A 15519-nucleotide genomic window follows, 5' to 3' on the forward strand; every position below is an offset into this window, starting at 1 on the left:
GTCACTCCTCCTTTTCGTCCCGTTCGGCGCGTCCCTTGAATCCCTGCGCGACGACATAAAGCTCGGGCGATCCCTTGCGGCTCGCGGGCGGCTTGGCGTGCTTGACGCTCGCGAAATGCGTCTTGAGCAGCGTCAACAGCTCGCGGTCGGCGCCGCCGGCGAACACCTTGGCGACGAAGGTGCCGCCGGGCTGGAGCGTCTGTACCGCGAAATCGGCGGCGGTTTCGGCGAGCCCGATCGTGCGCAGATGGTCGGTCTGCGGATGGCCGACGGTGTTCGCCGCCATGTCCGAGATGACGAGGTCGGGCGCGGCGCCGAGCGCGCCCAACAGTGCGTCGGGCGCGGCATCGTCCATGAAGTCCATCTCGAGGATCGCGACGCCCTCGATCGGCTCGCAGGCGAGCAGGTCGATGCCCGCGACCTTGGCGCGCGGGTTCGCCTTTCGCACCACCTGCGACCAGCCGCCGGGCGTGATGCCCAGGTCGACCACCGCGCGCGCCTTTTTCAGAAAGCCGAATTTCTCGTCGAGTTCGAGCAGCTTATAGGCGGCGCGCGAACGATAGCCTTCGGCCTGCGCGCGCCGGACATAGGGATCGTTGAGCTGGCGCTGCAGCCAGCGCGTCGACGAAGCGGTGCGCCGCCGCGCGGTCTTGACGCGCTCGTGCAGCCCGCCGCGTCCGCCCCCGCTGCCCCCCTTGCGGCCGCTCATTTGCGAAACTCGCGGCGGGTGACCGGAACGTCGCGACCCTGTACGGCAAGGGTGCGCAAAATGCCTTCGCGGATGCCGCGGTCGGCGACCCCGACGCGCGCCGCGGGCCACAGGTCGATGATGCTTTCGAGGATCGCGCAGCCGGCGACGACCAGATCGGCGCGTTCGCGGCCGATGCACGCGATGCCGGCGCGGTCGGCGATGCTCGCTTCGGCGAGCCGGCGGCTGATCGCGCGCATCTCGTCCGCCGGGACCGACAGCCCGTCGACGACGCGCCGGTCGTAGCGCGGCAGGTCGAGGAAGACGCTGGCGAGCGTCGTCACCGTGCCGCTGGTGCCGAGCAGGCGCAGCGGCTGCCCGGCGAAGCGCGTCGCACGGTCGGCGAACGCGGCAAAAGCCTCGCGCGTGACTTCGCGCATCCGCGCATAGCTCGCCCGACGCGCCGCCAGGTCGTCGGCGGCGGGAATCGCATGTTCGGTCAGCGAGACGACGCCCCACGGCACGCTGATCCAGTCGTGAATCACGACGTCATGGCCCGACGCCTCGACCTGCATCAGCTCGGTCGAGCCGCCACCGATGTCGAAGATCAGCCCAGGGCCGTCGCCCGGCTCCATCAGATTGTGGCAGCCGAGCACCGCGAGCCGCGCTTCCTCGGCGGCGGTAATCACGTCGAGGACGATCCCCGTCTCGGCCCGGACCCGCGCGACCAGCTCGTCGCAATTGCTCGCGCGGCGGCATGCTTCGGTCGCGACCGCGCGCGACAGGGTGACGTGGCGGCGGCGCAGCTTGTCGGCGCAGATAGCGAGCGCCGATACGGCACGGTCCATCGCCGCGTCGCTGATCCGGCCGCTGCCGTGCAGGCCTTCGCCGAGCCGGACGATGCGCGAAAAGGCGTCGATGACGACGAGTTCGCCGTCCTGCGGGCGCGCGATCAAGAGCCGGCAATTGTTGGTGCCCAGGTCGATCGCGCCATAGCTCTTCGCGCGCGTAAAGGGAAAGGGGCGGGTTACGGAGCCGCCCTGCTGTCTGTCTTTCGCCACCGCTGCCCGGGGCCGCGGCGACCGCCCTGAAGGCGCTGCCATTTGCCGCATGGCTATGTTGACCTGTCTTCTCACGCGTCCGCCTGGGTGCGGACGAGCACTTGGCGGCAAGACTAGGCGCGCCCCGCGGCAAAGGCAAGCCGGGCGGGCCGGCCGGTCGCCGCGCGACGAAAAATCCGCCCGGCGCTGGGGCCGGGCGGGCACAGGTGACGAACATATTATTTGGGGGTCGGGACTGGTCCTAGCGACAGCCGTCATTCCCCTTGTCGATCGCGCGGCCGGCGATCGCGCCGATCGCGCCGCCGATGATCGTGCCGACGGTCTTGTCGCCGCGGCCCGCAATCTCGTTCCCGGCCAGGCCGCCCGCGATCGCGCCGATCACGGTGCCGCCGGTGCCATTGTCGCACTGGCGATAGCGGCGGTCGTTGTAGCGATTGTTGTAATAGCGGCGGTCGTAGCGCCGGTCATAGCGGTCGGCGCGGCGGTCGTAGCGCCGGTCGTAACGGTCGTAGCGGTCATAGCCGGCATAATGGCGCGAATAGCCGTCGCGGTCGTAATAGCCCGTCTGTGCGGTGGCGGGCGTCGCCAGGCCCAGCGTCGCGGCCGACATCAGGGCGGCGATGGAGAGCGTCATCGTCTTTTTCATCTCTTTTCTCCTTCTTTCCGTTCGGCGCCCGGACGGGGCGGTGAATCGATGATGCCCTTTTGCCCGATTCGCTTTGAGCCGGGGCTGAACATCGGCGTCGGCGTTCGTTCAGCTTCGGTTGCCTGCCGTTCATCTTTTCGAAGGGTGCATCTTCCCATTTGCGGCGCGCCACTCTAACCCCGCGCCGATGCGCCGCCTCCTCCCCGCGATCCTGATCTTTCTCGCGATCGGTCCCGTGCCGGGGGCGAGGATGCGGTTTCCGGTCCCCGACGAAAGCCAGCAAGCGCGCGCGATCGCCATCGACTTCGCAGCACAGACGTCGGGGACGCTGCGCTTCGTGCGCGGCTGGCACCTCGTCAGCCCGAACAGCCATTTCGGGGGTTTTTCGGCACTCGCGCGCATGGGGCCGGGCCGATACCAACTGGTCGGGGACAATGGCTATTGGGTCAGGATGGATTTCGGCGGCGGCGATCGGCTGCGCGCGGTGCGGATAGGCAGGATCCCCACTCCCGAAGGGCGGCCGCGGCGCAAGACGATGGTCGATACCGAAGCCATGACCTTCGATCCGGCCACCGGCGAGAGCCGCGTCGCGCTCGAGGGGATCAACGAGGTCTGGCGGTTCGACGCTGCGCTCACACGGGTCGCGTCGCGCAATCATTTGCCCGACTGGCCGGGCAACCGCGGCCCCGAGGCCATGGCGCATATCGCGGGCGGCCGCACCGTCATTTTTTCGGAGGATGCGAGCGACGACCCCCGCGGGCGCCAGGCGCTGCTCTTCGCGGACGATCCCGCCGCGCCCGGAGCAAAGCCGCTACGCTTTTTCTACGATGCCGAGGGCAAGGGCAATGTCAGCGACGCCGCACCGCTTCCCGACGGCCGCATATTGCTCGTCCACCGCAAGCTCGGTTTCGATCCGTTTTTCACGACCATCCTCGCGATCGTCGATCCGGCGGATATTCGGAAGGACGCGGTGGTCCGCTCGGTGCCGATCGGCCGGGTGCCACGGCCGCTCGCCGACAATTTCGAAGGCGCGGCGGTCGCGCTCGAGAATGGCCGGACGCGGCTCTGGCTCGTCTCCGACAATAATTTCAACAGCTGGCAGCGCAGCCTGCTGCTCGAATTCGACCTCGTCGGCCTCCCGCCGCGCAAAACGGACAGCAAAAAGGCGGCGCCGTAGCCGGGCCGCCTGATCGCTTCGATGCGGGCCGGAGCCGCACAAGGAATGGCGAATTACGCTGCCTTTTCGGCGAGCTTCTTCGCGACTTCCTTCTTCAGCTTGCGCGCATTCGCCGAAAGCTGCTCGTCGCCGGCCTTCATCAGCCAGTTGTCGAGGCCGCCATTATGCTCGACCGAACGCAGACCGTGCGTCGACACGCGCAGCTTCACGCCCTTGCCGAGCGCTTCCGAAAGCAGCGTCACATTCTGCAGATTGGGCAGAAAGGTGCGCTTCGTCTTGTTGTTGGCGTGGCTGACATTGTGGCCAACCTGGCGGCCCTTGCCGGTCAGTTCGCAAATGCGCGACATGTCTTAAGTCCTCACAAAATCTGGGCGGCGTGCCGGACGGCGCGAAAGGCGCCGAAAAGACCGGGTGGGCCGGGAAAGGCGCGCGCTTATCGGCTTGCCGGGGATTCGTCAAGGGATTAGCGGGAAGGACATGGCTCTTTTCCCGCTCCCCGACCCGATGCGCCGCGCGCTCGACCTCGCCCGAATCGCCGCCGAATGGGGCGAAGTGCCGGTCGGCGCGGTCGTCGTCAAGGATGGCGAGATCATCGCCGAAGGGCACAACGCACCGCGCGAATCGCACGACCCGACCGCGCATGCGGAGATCGTCGCGATTCGCATGGCGGCGGCGAAGCTCGGCAACGAGCGGCTCGACGGCTGCGACCTCCACGTCACGCTCGAACCCTGCGCGATGTGCGCGGGCGCGATCGCCCACGCGCGCATCGCGCGGCTCTATTATGGTGCCGACGATCCGAAGGGCGGCGCGGTCGCGCACGGCCCGCGCCTCTTCGCGCAGCCGACGGCGCATCACCGGCCCGAGGTTTACGACGGGATCGGCGCGGGCGAGGCTGCGGCGCTGCTCAGGGACTTCTTCGCGGCGCGGCGCTGAGCCGCGTCAAAACCCCAATATCTGGTCGACCCACTGCGGAACGAGCTGCGTCGCCGGCCCGTGGCGGGCCTCGCTGAACCAATAGCTGCCCTGGCTCGGCTCCATATTGAGTTCGAGCGTCCTTGCGCCCGCAGCCCGCGCCTCGCGCACGAAGCCCGCGGCGGGATAGACCGCGCCCGAGGTGCCGATCGACACGAACAGGTCGGCTTTGTTCAGCGCCGCGTAAATCTCTTCCATCCGGTACGGCATCTCGCCGAACCAGACCACGTCGGGGCGCAGATAGCCGGGCATCCCGCACGCCGGGCAGGCGGGCCGCTCGATCAGCGTTCCGGTCCAGCGGCTGCGCGTGTCGCACGCGATGCACCAGGCGTTCAGATGCTCGCCGTGCATATGGATCAGCCGCTTCGCGCCCGCGCGTTCGTGCAGGTCGTCGACATTCTGGGTGACGATCAGCAGCTCGCCGGGCCACCCGGCGTCGAGCCGCGCGAGCGCCTCGTGCGCGGCGTTGGGCGCCTTCGCCTGGATCGCCTCGCGCCGCGCATCGTAGAAGCGGTGGACGAGGTCGGGGTCGCGCGCAAAAGCCTCGGGCGTCGCGACATCCTCGACGCGGTGCTGCTCCCACAGCCCGCCGGCGTCGCGGAAGGTGTCGATGCCGCTCTCGGCCGAGACGCCCGCACCGGTCAGGACGACGATATTCCGAATCGGGGACATGCGCCCTCTTATCCATGCGCGCGGCAAAGTCGAGATGCCCCGAAAGCCGTCGTCCCAGCGAAAGCTGGGGCCGCTATCGAGGCAACAGGCCGAGAGCGATCCCGGCTTTCGCCGGGATGACGATTTCGGGAGCATGTCTCGACTTCGCTCGACACGAACGTCTAAAGGGGGGCCGGATAGGGGATTGAACATGACCAATATCGGCATCGTCGGCAGCCACGGCCGGATGGGCGTCGCGCTCGCCGCGGCGATCTCGGAAGCCGGGCAGCATCATCACGGCATCGACAAGGGCGGCAATGTCGCGAAGCTCGCGGAGCGCAGCGACGTGCTCGTCGACTTCTCCTCGCCCGCGGCGCTCGAAGCCACGCTCGACGCCTGCATCGCCGCGAAAAAGCCGATCGTGATCGGCACCACGGGGCTCGAGGAGCGGCATCATTATCTGATCGACGATGCCGCAAAGGATATCGCAGTGCTCCAGACGGGCAATACCTCGCTCGGCGTCACCCTGCTCGCGCATCTGGTGCGCGAAGCCGCGGCGCGCCTCGACGCCGACTGGGATATCGAAGTGCTCGAAATGCATCACCGCGCCAAGGTCGACGCGCCGAGCGGCACCGCGCTGCTGCTCGGGCAGGCGGCGGCCGAGGGGCGCGGCATCGACCTCGATCGCTGCTCCGAACGCGGCCGCGACGGGCTCACCGGCGCGCGCTGTCATGGAAAGATCGGCTTCGCGAGCCTGCGCGGCGGCACGATCGCCGGCGACCATGATGTTATCTTCGCCGGGCCGGAGGAGATGCTGACGCTGTCGCACCGCGCCGAAAACCGCATGATCTTCGCACGCGGCGCGGTGAAAGCGGCGCTGTGGCTCATCCACCAGAAGCGGGGTCGCTATCGGATGGCCGAAGTGCTGGGATTGTCGTGAAGGCGATGACGAAAGCCGAAATTTTCGAATTCTTCCGCCGCCTCGCCGAACTCGACCCCGATCCCCGGACCGAACTCGACTATGGCAACACCTATCAATTGCTCGTCGCGGTCGTGCTTTCGGCGCAGGCGACCGACGTCGGGGTGAACAAGGCGACGCGGGGGCTCTTCGCGGAGGTCAAGACCCCGCAGGCGATGCTCGACCTCGGCGAAGCGGGGCTCAAGCAGCACATCAAGACGATCGGCCTGTTCAACGCCAAGGCAAAGAATGTCATCGCGCTTTCCGAAATCCTCGTGCGCGAGCATGGCGGCGAGGTGCCCGCCGACCGCGACGCGCTGGTCGAACTACCCGGCGTCGGGCGCAAAACCGCCAATGTCGTGATGAACTCGGCGTTCGGGGCGGAGACCTTCGCGGTCGACACGCATATCTTTCGCGTCGGCAACCGCACCGGCCTTGCGCCCGGCAAGACACCCCTCGCGGTCGAGAAACAGCTCGAAAAAAAGGTCCCGGCGCCGTTCCGCGTCGGCGCGCACCATTGGCTGATCCTCCACGGCCGCTACATCTGCAAGGCGCGCACCCCCGAATGCTGGCGCTGCCCGGTCGCCGATCTGTGCCGCTACAAGCCCAAGACATTGGCGCCAAAGGCGAAAAAGGCCGCAGCCTGATCCCGCCCCGCCCTTTCGGGCGCAAAACCCGAAACTCGAAGCCGAAATCCGGCCTGAACATCGGGCGATTCGTCGCATAATTGCGTGCATTTTCGGCACAGATTCTATGCAGCGAGCGTGGGGGGTAACAGCCCGACACGGCATTTCAGGGGAAGCGGTCCACGAAAGGCCCGCGATCATGCACGGTCGGCTGATGCCATCAAAGGAGTATTAGAATGCGTGTCGTTTCCAAAAGTCCAAAGGCACTGTTGCTGCTGGCGCTGCTTGCCGTTCCGGCGACGGGCGGCTGGGCGCAGGAACAGCAGGACCAGTCCGAGGGCGACGTCATGGCGACCGTCTATGGCCAGGGAATGCCCGATCCGGCCACGATGGCCAAGGGGCCGCAGATCGACGGGATCATCTCCGCGCGCAGCGGCGACCAGATTCAGATCACGACCGCCGACGGCAACCGCACCGCGGTCGCGGTTGGCGACATGACGAAGATCAGGGCCAAGGGCGGCTTCCTCGGCCTCGACCGCGACAAGCTCGCCGCCGATTCGCTGATGAACGGCCTGCCGGTCAGCGTCGAGACGCTGCAGTGGGACGGCGGTCTGCTCGCGAGCCAGATCGACCTCAAGAACAAGGATCTGAAAACCGCGTCGATGATCCACACCGGCACCAACCAGCGCTTCGAGGCCCAGGAAGCCGCGACCGAAGCACTGCGCGGGCGCATGGGCGACATCGACAAATATAATATCAAGGGCACGACGAATGTGAACTTCGCCGTCGGCAAGGCAAACCTGTCAGAACAGGCCAAGGCCGATCTTTGCGCCGCGGCGTCGCAGGCCGAGGCGACCGACAATGCGCTGCTGCTCGTCGTCGGCTACACCGATTCGACCGGCAGTCAGGAGTTCAACCAGGAGCTCAGCGAAAAGCGCGCGAGCCGCGTCGTCAACTATCTGCAACAGGCGTGCGGGTGGAAGCCCTATCGCATGCTGACGCCGACGGGCATGGCCGAGGCCGACCCGCTCGCGGACAATGAGACTCCCGAAGGCAAGGCGCAGAACCGCCGCGTCGCGGTGAACATTCTCGTCAGCAAGAGCGTCGACGGGATGTGATCGGTCTTGGGGGTGGGGACGCCCACCCCATTTCTGTATCCAGACCTTGTTCGGTTCAAGTCGAATCAGGCCCCTCCCCTTCAGGTGAGGGGCTTGAAGTGGTTCGGTCCCGACAGGAAAGACACTGGCGGGCTCGCCACTCCGGCAGCGATTGCCACTTGCCGACTGCGCGGGACGCGGCATAGTCGCGCCATGCGCATATCCCACGCCCCGCTCGCTCTTGCCGCCGCCCTGTTTGCCGCGGCGCCCGCTCACGCCAGGCCCGCCGATCCGGTCGCGGCGAAACAGATATTGATGGACAGCATCGCGATCCCGACCGTCGCGGGGCGCGGCAAGGTGCCCGAGCTTGCGGCCTATTATAAAAAGGTGCTGACCGCGGCGGGCTTCGCCGACGGCGATGTCGTGATCACGCCGATGGGCGAGACCGCGACCTTCGCCGCGACCCTGAAAGGAACGAGCGACGCGAAGCCGATCCTGCTGCTCGGCCATATGGACGTCGTCGAGGCCGACGCGAAGGACTGGACGCGCGATCCCTTCGTGCCCGTCGAAGAGGACGGCTATATCTTCGGGCGCGGGTCGGAGGATAACAAGTTCGACGTCGCGATGATGGTCGCGACGATGGCCCAGCTCAAGAAAGACGGCTTCAGGCCGAAACGCACGATCATCCTGCTGCTCTCGGGCGACGAGGAAACGTCGATGACGACGACGCGCGCGCTCGCCGCCAAATATAAGGGCGCCGAAATGGCATTGAACGGCGATGGCGGCGGCGGGCTGATCGGCGAGGACGGCAAGGCGCAATATTACGGGCTGCAAGCGGGCGAAAAAACCTATGCCGACTTCACGCTCGAAGTGACCAACCCCGGCGGCCACAGTTCGCGCCCCGGCCCGATCAACGCGATCGTGCAATTGTCGAACGCGCTCGCCAGGGTCGGCGCCTATCATTTCAAGCCGCAGCAGAATGAGCTGACCAGGGCGGGAATGCCGATCGTCGCCGACCAGGTCGGCGGCGAAATCGGCGCCGCGCTCAAGGCCTTTGCCGCCGACCCGGCCGACGCCGCGGCGATCGCGACGATCACCGCCGATCCCGAATATGTCGGGCAGATCGGCACGACCTGCGTGCCGACGCTGGTGAACGGCGGTCACGCCGAAAATGCGCTGCCGCAGCGCGCCACAGCGAACATCAACTGCCGCATCTTCCCCGGCGTCGCGGTCGAGGCGGTGCGCGCCGAACTCGAAAAAGTCATCGCCGATCCCGCCGTGGCGGTGAAAACCGACCCCGACGCGACCGCGAGCGACGCCTCGCCGCTGCGAAAGGATGTGGTGACGGCGGTGACGAAAGCGGTCCATGCGCGCTTCCCCGGCATCCCGATCATTCCCTCGATGAGCGCGGGCGCGACCGACAGCCTCCATTTCCGCGCCGTCGGCGTGCCGAGCTACGGCGTCGCGGGCCTGTTCTCCAAGGCAAGCGACAGCTTCGCCCACGGGCTCAACGAGCGCGTGCCGGTCGCCGCGATTCCCGGCGCGCTCGCGCATTGGGACAGCCTGCTCAGGGATTTGTCGAAGCAATAACGTCGTCCCAGCGAAAGCCGGGACCGCTGGCGTTTCAGCAGGCCGATGGCGGTTCCAGCTTTCGCTGGGACGACGTTATAGCAGCGCCGCCACAGCCCTCTCGATCATCTCCGCTGCCGCCTCGGCGCCGAAACTCGTCGGATCGAGCGACAGTTCGAGCCACAGCCCGTCGACCATCGCGGTCAGCAGGATCGCCAGCCGCGCCGCGTCGGGCGCGCCGCACGCGGTCAGCAGCTCGCCGAGCCGCGCGCGATATCCGGCATAGCTTGTCGCATGGATCGCCGCCATCCGCGCATCGCTGCGCGCGAGCGCCCAAAAGGCGGTCCATGCGCCGAGCAGTTCGGGATCGGTCACCGGCGGGCGGAAACTGGCGGTCAGATAGGCGGTCAGCCGCGCGCTGGGGTCCGGTCCGGCGGCGGCGACCGCGGCGGCGAAAACCGCGTCCATCCGGTCGCTCGTCGCCTGATAGGTTGCCGCGACCAGATCGTCGATACCATCGAAATAATGCCGCAGCAGCCCCGGCGACACCCCCGCCCGGGCGCAGATTGCACGCACATTGGTCCCGGCCAGCCCGCGCTCGGCCAGCACCGCTGCCGCCGCCTCGATCAGGGCGGCGCGGCGGGCATCGGCGCTCTCGCGCGTAAAGGCTTGGCGAAGGGAAGTCATATTGTTATACGGACGTATAACAAGGAACGAGCAATGGCAACAGCACCCCTGCACAGCGCAAACGCCGACCCCCTCGACGGCTGGTCGCTCCCGGCATGGACCTATAGCGACCCCGACTTCTACGCCGCCGAAGTCGAGCGCATCTTCCGCCCGAGCTGGCAGGTCGTGTGCCACGACAGCGACATTGCGAATCCAGGCGACTGGCACAGCATCGACTATGTCGGCGAAAGCGTGATCCTCGTCCGCGGCACCGACGCGATCGTGCGCGCCTTCACCAACGTCTGCCGCCACCGCGGCTCGCGGCTCGTCGACGGCGCGGCGGGCTGCGCGAAGAAGCTCGTCTGCCCCTACCATGCCTGGACCTACGAACTCGACGGCCGCCTGACCGGCGTCCCCGATTCGGCGAGCTATCCGACGCTCGACAAGGGCAGGGCGGGACTCGCCCCGGTCGAGGCCGAAAACTGGCGCGGTTTCTGGTTCGTCCGGCTGGAAGACGACGGCGGCCCGTCGGTCGCGGAGATGATGGCGCCCTATGAGGCGATGATCGAACCCTATCGCTTTGAGGAGCTTGGCGCCCTCGGCCGCGTCACGCTGCGCCCGCGCGATGTGAACTGGAAGAATGTCGGCGACAATTATTCGGACGGCCTCCACATCCCCGTCGCGCACCCCGGCCTGACGCGGCTGTTCGGCAAGAGCTATGGCGTCGAGGCCGAGTCCCAGGTCGATCGCATGTGGGGCGATCTGATCGACCGGCCGTCGGCGAACTGGTCCGAACGCCTTTACCAGCGCCTGTTGCCGCCGGTGCCGCACCTGCCCGCGAACCGTCAGCGCCACTGGCTCTATTTCAAGCTGTGGCCCAATGTCGCCTTCGACATCTACCCCGATCAGGTCGATTTCATGCAATGGCTGCCGACCGGACCGACGAGCTGCCTGATCCGCGAAATTTCCTATGTCCTCCCCGACGACCGGCGCGAGATGCGCGCGGCGCGCTATCTCAACTGGCGCATCAACCGGCAGGTCAATGCCGAGGACACCGCACTCATAACGCGCGTCCAGCAAGGGATGGCGTCGCGAAGCTTCTCGATGGGACCCTTGAGCGACAAGGAGGTATGCCTCAGGCATTTCTGCGCGAGGATGCGCGAGATCATTCCGGAGGCCCGGCTCGAACAGGCGCCGGTCGCGGGGTGGAGTCGATAGGTCCCCCTCCCGCTTGCCGGAGGGGTTAGGGGAGGGCCTGTGGCTCTCTCATGGTTTGAAGACGGGACAGGCCCTCCCCCGGCCCCTCCCGCAAGCGGGAGGTGAGAATGGACGATCTTCCGGTCATCATCGTCGGCGGCGGTCCCGCCGGCATGGTCGCGGGGCTGCTCCTCGCGCGCGCCGGGGTGCGCGTCACGGTGCTCGAAAAGCACAAGGATTTCCTGCGCGATTTCCGCGGCGACACGGTGCATCCCTCGACGCTCGAACTCTTCCACGAGATCGGGCTGCTGGGCGAGCTGCTGAAGCTGCCGCACGCACGCTTCGACACCGCGACGCTCGACCTGCTCGGTGGGCGCTACACGATCGCGACGCTCAAGCATCTGCCCGTCGCCGCGCCCTATATCGCGATGATGCCGCAATGGGACCTGCTCGACTTCATCGCGCGCGAGGGCCGCAAATATCCGACCTTCGACCTGCGCATGTCGACCGAAGCGAGGGCGCCGACCTTCGACAGCGCGGGGCGCGTCGACGGCGTGACGTTGGCCAGCGGCGAGGTGCTGCCCGCGCGGCTCGTCATCGCCGCCGACGGGCGCCGTTCGGTGCTGCGCGAGGCGGCCGAGCTGCCGCTCGACGATCTCGGCGCGCCGATGGACGTGCTGTGGTTCCGCATTCCGATGCCCGAAGATGCGCCGAGCGACGTCCCGCTCGGGACGATCGAGGCGCGCGGCATGGTCGTCGCCATCCCGCGCTCGGGCTATTGGCAATGCGCGCGGATCATCGAGAAGGGCGGCTTCCCCGCGATCGAAGCGAAAGGTATCGAGGCGTTCCGCGCCGATGTCGTCGCGCTTGTCCCCGGTCTGGCAGCGGGCATCGACGCGATCGCGAGCTTCGACGACGTCAAGCTGCTCTCGGTCTCGCTCGACCGGCTCACCCGCTGGTCGCGTCCCGGCCTGCTCGCGATCGGCGACGCCGCGCACGCGATGTCGCCCGTCGGCGGCGTCGGGATCAACCTCGCGGTGCAGGATGCGGTCGCCGCGGCGAATATCCTCGCCGCGCCGCTCGCGCGCGGCGAGGATCCCGATCCGCTGCTCCAGCGCGTGCAGGATCGCCGCTGGACCCCGACGGTGCGGATGCAGGCGTTCCAGCGCTTCGCGCATCTGCGCGTCGTCGAACCCGTGCTGCGCGGCGAGGTGAACCGCGTGCCGCTCGCGGTCAAGCTGCTCGACCGCTTGCCCCTGCTTCGTCGCATCCCGGGCCGCGTGATCGGCCTCGGCTTCGGCCGCCAGCATGTCGAATCCCCGCTCGCCAAGGAGTTTCAATGACCAAGCCCTATGACGCCGTGATCATCGGCGCCGGCCACAATGGCCTCGTCTGTGCCTTCTATCTCGCGCGCGCCGGGCTGAAGGTGCGCATCGTCGAGGCGCGCGATGTCGTCGGCGGCGCCGCGGTGACCGAGGAATTCGCGCCGGGCTTCAGGAATTCGGTCGCGAGCTACACGGTCAGCCTGCTCCAGCCCAAGGTGATCGCCGACATGAGGCTCGCCGATCACGGCTATCGCGTGATCGAGCGGCCGATCAGCAATTTCCTGCCGCAGGAGGATGGCGGCTATCTGAAGCTCGGCGGCGGCCTCGAACGCACGCAGGCCGAGTTTCGCAAGTTCAGCGCGCGCGATGCCGAGGTGCTGCCGCAATATTATGACGCGCTCGAAAATGTCGCCGGGCTGCTCCGCGATCTCGCGCTCAAGGTGCCGCCGAACGTCGGCGAAGGGCTGCGCACGCTGATCGACGGCTTGACGCAGGGGCGGCGTTTCGCGGGGCTCAGCCTCGAACAGCAGCGCGACGTGCTCGACCTCTTCACCAAATCGGCGCGGACGATGCTCGACAGCTGGTTCGAGAGCGAGGCGGTCAAGGCCGCCTTCGGTTTCGACGCGGTCGTCGGCAACTATGCCTCGCCCGACACGCCGGGCAGCGCCTATGTCCTCCTCCATCACGTCTTCGGCGAGGTGAATGGCAAGAAGGGCGCGTGGGGCCACAGCGTTGGCGGCATGGGCAATATCACGCGGATCATGGCGAAGGTCTGCGAAGCCGCGGGGGTCGAGATCAGCCTCGAAAGCCCGGTGGCAAAGGTGCTCGTCAACGGCGACAAGGCGGTCGGGGTCAAGCTGGTCAGCGGCGAGGAGATCGCTGCCGCGCGTGTCGTCGCCAATGTCGGGCCGAAACTGCTCTATGAGCGGATGATCGACGCCGCCGACCTGCCGGCCGATTTCCGGCGCCGCATCAAGGGGTTCAAGGCGGGCAGCGGCACCTTCCGCATGAACGTCGCACTGTCGGAACTCCCCAAATTCACCTGCCTTCCCGAACCGGGCGAGCATCACCAGTCGGGGATCATCCTCGCGCCGACGCTCGACTATATGGACCGCGCCTTTCTCGACGCAAAGGCGCACGGCTGGTCGAAGGCGCCGATCGTCGAGATGCTGATCCCCTCGACCGTCGATGACAGCCTCGCCCCGCCGGGGCAGCATGTCGCCAGCCTCTTCTGCCAGCAGTTCGCGCCCGAGCTTCCCGACGGACGCGACTGGGACGATGAGGAAGAGGCGGCCGCCGACACGATCATCGACACGGTCGAACGCCATGCGCCAGGCTTCCGCGCGAGCATCGTCGCCAGCACGCGCCTGTCACCCAAGGGGCTCGAGCGCAAGTTCGGCCTGATCGGCGGCGACATCATGCATGGCAATATGACGCTCGACCAGCTCTGGGCGGCGCGCCCCGTGCTCGGCAACGGCGGCTATCGCGGACCGGTGAAGGGCCTCTATATGTGCGGCGCGGGCACCCACCCCGGCGGCGGCGTCACCGGCGCGCCGGGGCATAATGCCGCAAGCGTGATCCTGCGCGACCGCGGCCTATTCGCGCCGCGCTGGCGCTGAACGCATCCGCGTCCACCCATAAAGCGGCAGGCCGGCGGCCATCAGGATCAGGCTCATCGCGCTGACGACGAGCCCCGCGCCCCACAGCGTCCACACGGCATAGATCAGCCCGAGCGCCGCGACCGGCGTCGCGACGCCGAGGCGCAGCGCCGCGCCGGCGCAGGCGAGGTAGAGCCACAAGGTGACCGAGGTCGAGAGGACGAGCATCGCGTTGAACATCTCGCTCGTCGATTGGCTGGCGTTGAGGAGCACGCAGACGGTCGCGATCGCGCTCGACAGAATCAGCGCGTTGGCGGGGGTGCCATGGCGGTTCTCGCGCGCGAACCAGGCGGGGAGCAGACCCTGGCGTGCGAGCGCAGCGGGGAGCTCGGCCTGCACCAGCGTCCAGCCGTTCAGCGTTCCGAGCGCGCTCACCGCGGCGAAGGCGGCGACGAACAGCGCGGGCTCGTGCGACCAATAGCGCTCGACGAACAAGGAGAAGGGTGCGTTCGATTTCGCGACTGCGTCCGCGGGCAGCATCAGGATGATCGCCGAGCAGACGATCAGATAGAGGAGGCCGGTCGCGAGCGTCCCGATCATCGTCGCGCGCGGGATGGTGATCGCCGGCCGATCGACCTTGTCGGCGGCGACGCTCGCCGATTCGAAGCCGAGCAGCGCCCAGAGGGTGAAGATCGCCGAGGCGCTCACCGTCGTCCACGACAGGCCCTCGGCGGGAAAAGGGGTGAGCGCGACCGGGCGGCTGCTCGCGAAGGCGATCGGGATCAGCGCGATCACGACGGCGAGCGGCACCAGCTTCACCGCCAGGGTGACGATCTGGAAGCGTCCCGCCGCGCGCGCGCCGCGCCAGTTGATCGCGGTGACGATCCAGATCAGCGCGATCGTCGTGATCGCCATATGGTCTGCGAGTTCGGGCACGAAGACCGACAGGAAACTGACCGCGGCGACCGCGAGCGTGACATTGGCGGTCCACACCGAAATCCAATAGGCCCAGCCGATCATGAAGCTCGGCACGCGGCCGAAGGCGCGCTCGACGAAGCCCGTCGGGCCGCCGGCCTCGGGGAAAGCGACGGTCAGCCGCGCGAGCACCGCCGCGAGCGCGAGCGCGCCGGCGATCGTCAGCGCCCAGCCCGCGACCGCATTCCAGCCGAAGGGCGCAAGGCTCGCGGGGAGCAGGAACACCCCCGACCCGATCATATTGCCCATGACCAGCGCGACGCACATCGCGAGGCCGAGTTTCCGGCCCGGCCCCCCGCTGTCCGTCACGGCA

At 67.6% G+C, this 15519-nt stretch carries 16 protein-coding genes; 9 read left to right on the forward strand and 7 right to left on the reverse strand.

All coding sequences use genetic code 11. The features are described from left to right. Position 1: 1 nt before the first annotated feature. From CHB69_RS10130 to CHB69_RS20675, 3 genes are all read right to left on the reverse strand, one after another. Positions 2-709 (reverse strand): RlmE family RNA methyltransferase, encoded by a 708-nt coding sequence (locus CHB69_RS10130; protein ID WP_089215874.1) that lies wholly within the window; start codon positions 707-709, stop codon positions 2-4. Then, positions 706-1800, reverse strand: coding sequence for a Ppx/GppA phosphatase family protein (locus CHB69_RS10135; protein ID WP_089215875.1), 1095 nt, complete (start codon positions 1798-1800; stop codon positions 706-708). The genes CHB69_RS10130 and CHB69_RS10135 overlap by 4 nt, the downstream gene beginning before the upstream one ends. A 190-nt stretch (positions 1801-1990) precedes the next feature. Continuing rightward, positions 1991-2395, reverse strand: coding sequence for a glycine zipper 2TM domain-containing protein (locus CHB69_RS20675; RefSeq protein ID WP_089215876.1), 405 nt, complete (start codon positions 2393-2395; stop codon positions 1991-1993). A 187-nt stretch (positions 2396-2582) separates the two neighbouring features. Here CHB69_RS20675 and CHB69_RS10145 point away from each other — a divergent pair, with 187 nt between their 5' ends. After that, positions 2583-3572: an esterase-like activity of phytase family protein gene (locus CHB69_RS10145; protein ID WP_089215877.1), complete on the forward strand. Its 990-nt coding sequence runs from the start codon at positions 2583-2585 to the stop codon at positions 3570-3572. A gap of 53 nt (positions 3573-3625) precedes the next feature. Here the strand turns inward: CHB69_RS10145 and rpmB are convergent, their stop codons facing one another. Beyond that, the gene (gene rpmB, locus CHB69_RS10150; protein WP_089215878.1) at positions 3626-3919 is read right to left on the reverse strand and encodes a 50S ribosomal protein L28; all 294 of its coding nucleotides are present in this window, start codon (positions 3917-3919) and stop codon (positions 3626-3628) included. A 130-nt stretch (positions 3920-4049) separates the two neighbouring features. Here rpmB and tadA point away from each other — a divergent pair, with 130 nt between their 5' ends. Next, positions 4050-4505: a tRNA adenosine(34) deaminase TadA gene (tadA, locus tag CHB69_RS10155; RefSeq protein WP_089215879.1), complete on the forward strand. Its 456-nt coding sequence runs from the start codon at positions 4050-4052 to the stop codon at positions 4503-4505. Between the two features lie 6 nt (positions 4506-4511). On the opposite strand, the gene CHB69_RS10160 is transcribed toward tadA, so the two are convergent. Then, positions 4512-5216, reverse strand: a complete 705-nt coding sequence (locus CHB69_RS10160) for an NAD-dependent deacylase (RefSeq protein WP_089215880.1) — start codon at positions 5214-5216, stop codon at positions 4512-4514. Positions 5217-5406: 190 nt separating this feature from the next. Between CHB69_RS10160 and dapB the strand changes: the two genes are divergently transcribed. From dapB to CHB69_RS10180, 4 genes are all read left to right on the forward strand, one after another. After that, positions 5407-6135 carry a 4-hydroxy-tetrahydrodipicolinate reductase gene (dapB, locus tag CHB69_RS10165; RefSeq protein WP_089215881.1) on the forward strand — a complete coding sequence of 243 codons (729 nt, stop codon included), beginning with the start codon at positions 5407-5409 and terminating at the stop codon, positions 6133-6135. A 5-nt stretch (positions 6136-6140) separates the two neighbouring features. Then, positions 6141-6800: an endonuclease III gene (gene nth, locus CHB69_RS10170; RefSeq protein WP_089215953.1), complete on the forward strand. Its 660-nt coding sequence runs from the start codon at positions 6141-6143 to the stop codon at positions 6798-6800. Positions 6801-7015: 215 nt separating this feature from the next. Continuing rightward, a complete protein-coding gene (locus CHB69_RS10175; protein WP_089215882.1) occupies positions 7016-7897 on the forward strand; it encodes an OmpA family protein in 882 nt (293 codons plus the stop codon). A gap of 192 nt (positions 7898-8089) precedes the next feature. Further along, entirely contained in the window at positions 8090-9466 is a 1377-nt protein-coding gene (locus CHB69_RS10180) for a M20/M25/M40 family metallo-hydrolase (protein WP_089215883.1), read from the forward strand. A gap of 75 nt (positions 9467-9541) precedes the next feature. Here the strand turns inward: CHB69_RS10180 and CHB69_RS10185 are convergent, their stop codons facing one another. Continuing rightward, complete coding sequence (locus CHB69_RS10185; protein WP_089215884.1) at positions 9542-10132, reverse strand: TetR/AcrR family transcriptional regulator; 591 nt, start codon at positions 10130-10132, stop codon at positions 9542-9544. Between the two features lie 33 nt (positions 10133-10165). Here CHB69_RS10185 and CHB69_RS10190 point away from each other — a divergent pair, with 33 nt between their 5' ends. The 3 genes from CHB69_RS10190 (at position 10166) to CHB69_RS10200 (ending at position 14252) form a co-directional block, all read left to right on the forward strand. After that, on the forward strand, positions 10166-11329 hold the full coding sequence (locus CHB69_RS10190; protein WP_089215885.1) for an aromatic ring-hydroxylating oxygenase subunit alpha: 1164 nt from the start codon (positions 10166-10168) through the stop codon (positions 11327-11329). Positions 11330-11436: 107 nt separating this feature from the next. After that, positions 11437-12651 (forward strand): FAD-dependent oxidoreductase, encoded by a 1215-nt coding sequence (locus CHB69_RS10195; RefSeq protein WP_089215886.1) that lies wholly within the window; start codon positions 11437-11439, stop codon positions 12649-12651. Beyond that, entirely contained in the window at positions 12648-14252 is a 1605-nt protein-coding gene (locus tag CHB69_RS10200; protein WP_089215887.1) for a phytoene desaturase family protein, read from the forward strand. The genes CHB69_RS10195 and CHB69_RS10200 overlap by 4 nt, the downstream gene beginning before the upstream one ends. Here the strand turns inward: CHB69_RS10200 and CHB69_RS10205 are convergent. Then, the gene (locus CHB69_RS10205; RefSeq protein WP_089215954.1) at positions 14229-15473 is read right to left on the reverse strand and encodes an amino acid permease; all 1245 of its coding nucleotides are present in this window, start codon (positions 15471-15473) and stop codon (positions 14229-14231) included. The genes CHB69_RS10200 and CHB69_RS10205 overlap by 24 nt on opposite strands. Positions 15474-15519: the final 46 nt, after the last annotated feature.

This window comes from Sphingopyxis indica (assembly GCF_900188185.1).
Taxonomy (GTDB): Bacteria; Pseudomonadota; Alphaproteobacteria; order Sphingomonadales; family Sphingomonadaceae; genus Sphingopyxis; species Sphingopyxis indica.